At 46.0% G+C, this 7,534-nt stretch carries 5 protein-coding genes; 4 read left to right on the plus strand and 1 reads right to left on the minus strand.

The window, feature by feature from the left end:
* The first annotated feature begins 475 nt into the window (after positions 1 to 475).
* From glgX to P5683_RS10885, 3 genes are all read left to right on the plus strand, one after another.
* Positions 476 to 2,542 carry a glycogen debranching protein GlgX gene (gene glgX / locus P5683_RS10875; RefSeq protein WP_006622503.1) on the plus strand — a complete coding sequence of 689 codons (2,067 nt, stop codon included), beginning with the start codon at positions 476 to 478 and terminating at the stop codon, positions 2,540 to 2,542.
* Between the two features lie 35 nt (positions 2,543 to 2,577).
* On the plus strand, positions 2,578 to 3,315 hold the full coding sequence (gene purC, locus P5683_RS10880) for a phosphoribosylaminoimidazolesuccinocarboxamide synthase (RefSeq protein WP_006622504.1): 738 nt from the start codon (positions 2,578 to 2,580) through the stop codon (positions 3,313 to 3,315).
* Between the two features lie 236 nt (positions 3,316 to 3,551).
* Positions 3,552 to 6,182, plus strand: coding sequence for a cell surface protein (locus tag P5683_RS10885; RefSeq protein ID WP_006622505.1), 2,631 nt, complete (start codon positions 3,552 to 3,554; stop codon positions 6,180 to 6,182).
* Between the two features lie 31 nt (positions 6,183 to 6,213).
* Here P5683_RS10885 and P5683_RS10890 read toward each other — a convergent pair whose 3' ends face one another.
* Positions 6,214 to 6,411, minus strand: coding sequence for a hypothetical protein (locus tag P5683_RS10890; protein WP_006622506.1), 198 nt, complete (start codon positions 6,409 to 6,411; stop codon positions 6,214 to 6,216).
* Positions 6,412 to 6,575: 164 nt separating this feature from the next.
* Between P5683_RS10890 and P5683_RS10895 the strand changes: the two genes are divergently transcribed.
* Positions 6,576 to 7,472 carry a segregation/condensation protein A gene (locus tag P5683_RS10895; RefSeq protein ID WP_006622507.1) on the plus strand — a complete coding sequence of 299 codons (897 nt, stop codon included), beginning with the start codon at positions 6,576 to 6,578 and terminating at the stop codon, positions 7,470 to 7,472.
* The last annotated feature ends 62 nt before the right edge of the window (positions 7,473 to 7,534 follow it).

The raw sequence follows: 7,534 nt of genomic DNA on the forward strand, positions 1-7,534 counted from the left end.
CATATCTGGCAATAGGTTTATCCTCAACTCTTCTCGCTTATTATACCGTATTGCCGTAAAATGTTAACCTAATTTGAGATTAAATCATGCTTTGATTCGGCGACATTGAAAATTGGCATTCCCACGAGATCACCCTGAACTTCAGAGTTGGTAGACTTAACAGTTTCGCCGAGTCTCATTTTACCATAAATCTGTCGCGAAATGTGTCGCGATCGCCTAAAATCTTAAAGGATTTCTTGACAACATCTTGGCCATAGCTGCCTCGATTGGGAACTAGGGGACATCCCTCATAGACTGAACATACTAAGAAAACACCCAAATCTAACTAAAAGTCAACGAGAAACAATTTCTCCCATTAAAGCATGGTTGCTACATACAGCCTTTGAGGACCAACCTCAACAGTTTCCGGTGAGAATTTGGCGTTCCACCTGAGAATATTAAAACCTCTAAGATTTTCAAAGGAGTCGATTAATTAATGAAGTCTGATATTGGGCGCGGTCAGAGTTTCCCCCTCGGTGCTACAGTTTATCCTGATGGGGTCAATTTTTGCTTATTTTCCAAAACCTGTGCATCTTTAGAGTTGCTGTTTTTTGATGCCCAAGATGATGCCAAACCTAGCCGTGTGATCAAGTTTGACCCTCAGTATAATAAAACTTTCTACTACTGGCATATTTTTGTCAAAGGCATTAAGGCAGGGCAAATTTATGGATATCGCGCCTATGGAATGTTTGAGCCGGAATTGGGCTATAGATTTGACGCGGATAAGGTACTGCTTGACCCCTATGCTAAAGCTGTGGTTAATACCGAAAATTATAGTCGGGAAGCGGCCTCCAAACGTGGTGATAACTGTGCTAAGGCTATGAAAGCCGTAGTCGTAGACCCCAAAACTTATGATTGGGAAGATGATAAGCCGCTGGAAATCCCCTATTCTCAAACCGTAATCTATGAGATGCACGTGGGCGGTTTTACCCGCAATCCTAACTCAGGTATTCCCCCGTCTAAACGAGGAACTTATGCAGCCTTAATTGATAAGATACCTTATCTAAAAGACTTGGGAATCACTGCAGTAGAATTAATGCCTGTTCATCAATTTGATGAACAAGACGCTGTTCCGCCTCGAAAAAATTACTGGGGTTATAGTACAGTTTCCTTTTTTGCTCCCCATAGACAGTATAGTTTTAGGCGCGACCACCTCGGACCTGTTGATGAATTTCGCGATATGGTGAAAGCCCTTCATAAAGCGGGTATTGAGGTAATTTTAGATGTAGTTTATAACCACACCGCCGAGGGAAATGAGAATGGTCCGACTCTCTCATTTAGGGGGATTGACAATTCTATGTATTATATGCTGGAGGAGGAGAATCAGTCGTTTTATAGTAACTATAGTGGCTGCGGAAATACCATTAAAGCCAACCATGAAATCGCGGGACAAATGATTATTGATAGTCTGCGCTATTGGGTTTCCGAGATGCACGTGGATGGTTTTCGGTTCGATTTGGCATCAATTTTTTCCCGAAATCGTGATGGTACACCCATGGAAGATGCGCCGATTTTATGGATTATTAAATCTGACCCGGTATTGGCGGGAGCCAAACTAATTGCTGAGGCTTGGGACGCAGGGGGACTGTATGAGGTGGGGTCTTTTGCAGGCGATCGCTTTACCGAATGGAATGGACAATTTCGGGATGATGTTCGCAGTTTTGTCAAAAGTGAACCCAAACAAATCCAACGCCTAGCCTATCGAATTATGGGGAGTCCAGATATTTACCCCAAACCCGATCGCGAACCTCATTGTAGCATTAACTTTATCACCTGTCACGATGGCTTTACCCTCAATGATTTGGTTTCCTATAACCAGAAACATAATCAAGCCAATGGTGAAAATAACCGGGACGGACACAATGATAATCGCAGTTGGAATTGTGGAGTTGAGGGCTTAACTAATGATACCTATATCGAAGCCCTACGCAATCAACAAATGAAAAACTTGTGGACAATTCTGTTAGTATCCCAAGGAACTCCCATGCTGTTAATGGGTGATGAAGTCCGCCGCACCCAAAACGGAAATAATAACGCCTATTGTCAAGATAACGAGTTAGGTTGGTTTGACTGGAGTGATGTCGGTAAACACCCGGAACTATTGCGATTTGTGAAAAATCTGATCCGATTTACCCAAAGACTGCAAATTTTTCGGATTGAAAGCATTTTAGTCATGGACCCCAATAGTAAATTACCTAACATTACATGGCATGGGGTACGCTTAAATAAACCCGATTGGGCAGATTATTCCCGCAGTATTGCCTTTAGTTTACGACATCCCGAAAAACAGGAATATCTTCATATTATGCTCAATTCTTATTGGGAACCCCTCCTGTTTGAGATACCTATTCTCCCAAAAGGTCAACGGTGGTATCGTATTGTGGATACAGCTTTAGCAGTCCCCAATGATTTCTGTACCGAGAAAACAGCCCCCCCAATTCAAGGGAATCACTATCGAGTCCAGGGACGCGGATCAGTTATTCTGATGGCACAGTCCCGGTAGCAATTACCAAAATACTAACTTAACCATCGCGCTATATGTCTGATATCTCTGACCGACAACAACTGTATGAAGGGAAAGCCAAAATCGTCTATACCACTGATGACCCAGAGGTGTTGCTGGCTTACTATAAGGATGATGCCACAGCATTTAACGCCCAGAAACGGGGGACGATTAAAGGGAAGGGTGAAATTAATAACACCATGTCTGGTCATCTGTTCAAACTCCTAGAGGCGGCGGGTGTTCCCACTCATTACATTGATACCCCTAGTCCTAATGAAATGCGGATCAAACGGGTGAAGATTGTTCCTGTGGAAGTGATTGTTCGTAATATCGCCGCAGGGAGTCTGTGTAAACAGACGGGAATTCCCCTGGGAACAGTTTTGCAGCCCCCTTTGGTGGAATTTTGCTATAAAAATGACCAGCTAGGTGATCCTCTACTAACTCGCGATCGCCTCTTGGTGATGAATTTGGCGACCCCAGAACAGCTTAAATCTATGGAAGACCTCAGCCGCCAGATTGACCAGATTTTGAGTGACTTTTTCAGTGAATGTGGTATCACTCTGGTAGACTTTAAGCTAGAATTTGGCATTACCTCTGATGGTCAGTTAATATTGGCTGATGAGATTAGCCCTGATACTTGTCGCCTCTGGGACCAAGCCGAAACTGACCCTAACCTCCGGGTGATGGATAAGGATCGCTTCCGTAATGACCTCGGAAATGTCGAGAGTGCTTATCAGCAAGTATTAGCTAGGATTCTCAGTCGTCTGGGTTGAACTGCCGGGTTCTACCATCAGCCCCCTTATAGGGACACGACAGGAACCCGCGAAACCCGGTTTCTCTCAGTCTTCTGGCTTCCTCAAAAGATTGTGCCAAGAAACCGGGTTGTCTCTCCGAATAATTGGGCAAAATACCTGAAAATTTCGGATTGGGTCAGGTATCTGGGACGGGAAAAGGAATTTTTCCACCTTGAGGTTGTAACATGATCGATGGCTGATTATTTGGTGTGTGGATGTCCAAGAATGTCAATAACATGGGCTTCTGTTCTTTCTGGGTTGCCTGTTTGGCAACTTCAGCAACGTTTGGGCTATCAAATTCTGCTAGTGGTAAAACCCCTCCACTGATTTTCAATGACTATCAAGGGTCTTTGGCAGTTTCTGATCAGTCTAACGATGCTCATAAGGAGTCAGAAGCGATCGCTATCCCTTCTGTCCAATCGGGGACGACCAGCTCAGACCCGACCCAGTTTCCCCTATTTCAACTCAAAAATAACGACTACCAGAAACTGGCAGATTTTCCTCGGTCCGTAAGTTCCCCATTGGTAGCACTGGAAAACGTCGATGATAGCCTTGTAGCGTCCGACAGCACCGCCAGCGCCAGAACACAGGCACACAAGGAGCCTGCCTCGACCAAGGTGGAAATGGGTCTCGCCTCCTGGTCGGAAAATCCACCCACGCCAGTATATTCGCCTTTTGAACCCTCTCTGGGTAAGCCGGAGTCAAAACAGGCGAATTTTGATGTCATGCCGTCAGCAGACCAAATAGCCATTGCTAACCTTCAGGAAAGGTCAAAGTTTAGGCTCCCTCACTCTCCACAAGACTTGGATAGTTCCACCAAAAGCCATTTATTGACCCCTCAGACACCTTTGGCTGTGTCTCAGGAGCGCGCCGCCGGGGTAAGGCCATCAGAAGACTGGTCTAGGGAGCCTCAATGGGTGGTTAATTTGATGCAGGCGATCGCCTACGAGTGTGAACATTGCAGCCTCGACGGCACTAGGGGCCAGGAAAATCTGGAGTTAGCCCAAAATAATCTACCGCCATCAGTCCCCGGAACAGGCCAGCCGGGAGAACCTGATGTGCTAATTGCTGAAGTTCTCGTATCGGGAACTGATAATGAGCAGTTGGTGGATGTTGTCTATGGGGCGATCGCAGTTCAACCAGGACGCACCGCTACCCGTTCCCAACTCCAACAAGATATTAATGCCATTTTTGCCACCGGTCTATTTAGAAACGTCCGAGCTGTCCCAGAAGATACCCCCCTGGGAGTCAGAGTCACTTTTGATGTCGAACCTAACCCTCCCCTACAGCAGGTTATTATCGAAGGAGATCAGGTTCTCCCCTCCGAGGTCGTTGATGCTAGTTTTGCTAATCAATTCGGTCAAATTATCAACCTGCGACGCATTGAAGAGGCGATCGACGATATCCAAACCTGGTACCAACAAAATGGCTATGTACTCGCCCAGGTAATTGCCGCCCCAGACGTTACCACAGAGGGGGTAGTAACTTTAAGAGTCGCTGAGGGCGTAATTTCCGAGATTATAGTTCGTTTCCTCAATGCTGATGGAGACCCAACCGACCCTGACGGTAATCCCGTTACAGGTCGCACCCGTGACTTTATTATCACCCGTGAAATTCAGTTGCAGCCCGGAGATGTCTTTAACCAAGCAACTATTCAACAGGACTTAGGTAGGGTATTCAGATTAGGCATTTTTGATGATGTCCGACTTCAGCTTGAACCTGCCCCCGAAGACCCCACCAAGGCTAATATGATTGTTAATGTCATTGAACGTAGCACTGGGTCCGTCGCCTTTGGGGGTGGTTTCAGTTCCGCCACCGGTTTGTTTGGAACTCTTAGCTATCGTGAAGCCAACTTGGGGGGAAATAATCACCAATTAGCCGCCGAAGTGCAGGTTGGTGAACAGGTTTTACTCGTCGATTTGAGCTTTACAGACCCTTGGATTGCTGGAGACCCTTACCGCACCTCCTACACTGTTAATGCTTTTCGCCGCCGTGGGATTTCTCTAGTTTTTGAGGAAGGCTCCGAAGATGTTAGACTCCCTAATGAAGACCGCCCTAGGGTAATTCGGACTGGTGGTGGTATTAGTTTTACCCGTCCCTTTGCCGAAAATCCTTTTGTTGACCCCGACTGGGTGGCTTCCTTGGGTTTTCAATATCAACGCGCTCAGGTAACAGATTCTCGTGAACGTATCACCCCCCGCGATGAGAGAGGTAAACTTCTTTCCGCTAGTGAGTCTGGCGAGGATGATTTATTTACCGTTCAGTTTGGGTTGGCCACCGATCGCCGTAATAATCGCCAAATTCCCACCAGTGGCTATGCTTTTCGCTTCGGAACAGAACAATCGATTCCCATAGGTTCCGGGAATATATTTTTTAATCGCGTCCGAGGTAGTTATAGTTATTATATCCCCGTTGATTTCTTACAGTTGGTTCCAGGCGCACCCCAAGCCTTAGCTTTCAATATTCAAGCTGGCACAATTATGGGCGATTTCCCACCCTATGAAGCCTTCCCCTTGGGGGGTGCTAACACTGTCCGAGGTTGGCGTGAAGGTGCTTTAGCCGCCGCCCGCAGTTTTGTCTTGGGTTCCGTCGAGTATCGCTTCCCAGTCTTTTCTGTTGCTAATTTTTTGATTGGCGGCGCTTTATTTATTGATGGTGCCCATGCTTTGGGTACTCAAAGCAGTGTCCAAGGAAATCCTGGCGGTATTCGTGGTAAACCCGGCAGTGGGATTGGTTTCGGGGGCGGCGTTCGCATTCAGTCTCCTCTCGGTCCAATTCGGATTGATTATGGGATTAATGATGAAGGCGGAAATCAGATCCACTTCGGTATTGGTGAACGCTTCTAAATCTCCAGTCAATTACATCTAGTTGGGTGCCTCAGAATTCCCAAATAGACAGGGCACCCAATAACCCTACGCCGTGTTTTATTAAAGCGAGAAGGGGGGAAATTAATAAACGTTCTCGGTTCTGGATTAGACGAGCGATCGCTTCCCATTGTCCATCTCGGAAAGTAGCGTCAGGGTTATTGAGGGCGGTTTTTAAATAAGACAAGGCTTGGGATTTTAAAGATTCCATGATCAGTTAAACTCAGGCATACTAGAGACCATCATATTCATTGTAATCAAAAATATCTAAGTCAGCCCTCATAGCCTTATGCTATAATGCGGAAGCCTACATCCAGCTATAGTAGTAAGCACAAGTTCCTGTTCACACCCCAGCCGACCGGAGAAACAACGCCTATGACCTCTGACAAACCCCAGGACGCTTTAGCCAGCCTCTCAGAAGGAATTGCGCTTCTGATTGATTTGGCTAAACAGGGAGAAATAGATCCCTGGGATGTGCGGGTGATTGACGTGATTGATCGCTACCTCAGCCAACTGACTCCCGGGGTTGATTCCGTCTCCAATAATCAGTTTGTAGAACTTTCCCAATCTGGTCAAGCCTTTCTTTATGCTTCTATGCTGGTGCTACTCAAGGCGGATAGCCTCATGGATTCTGATGCGGCTGGGGATGATGATGCTATGATTACCGAAGAGTTAGAATTTTTGGGGGAAGATTCAGAAGCTGAGTGGCTGCGTCCTCAGAATTTGGAACGACAGTTACGCCGCCGCGCTGTGGCTAAGGTTCCCCAAAAGCGTAAAGTCACACTCCAAGAGTTGATTGATCAACTACAATTAATGGCGACTACCATCGCCCAACACCAGAGTCGTCCCCGTCCCCGTCGTAATGTTTCTGTTAACAAAAATAAAGCAGCTAAAGCGATCGCTGAATTAGCACACCAAGAAAACCTGGTCGAGATGGCTGGAAAATTAGAGGAACTTCTCCAGGCTGAAAGTGTAGACCCACAAGGCGATTGGTTAGAACTTGAACAATTATTAGTTCTCTGGTCTAATCTGATTGGTAAGCAGAAAACACACACCCCCAACCTGTTAGAATCCACCAATCTACTCCCAGAGTCAGCCGCAAATACTCCGCCTATTTATAATTCTAAACATGATCGAGTTGGGGTTTTTTGGGCTTTGTTATTATTATCGGCTCAGTCTAAGGTAGAGTTATCCCAGGATGAATTTTATCAGGATATTAAAGTCAGGACTTTAAATATATCCCCCCAGCCTGAATTAAACAACATCCGATAATCAATTAATAATTAATAATTAATAATTAATAATTGTAGGGGCGGGTTCCTCTAGGACCTCGG

This window comes from Limnospira sp. PMC 1279.21 (assembly GCF_032349615.1).
Lineage (GTDB): Bacteria > Cyanobacteriota > Cyanobacteriia > Cyanobacteriales > Microcoleaceae > Limnospira > Limnospira fusiformis.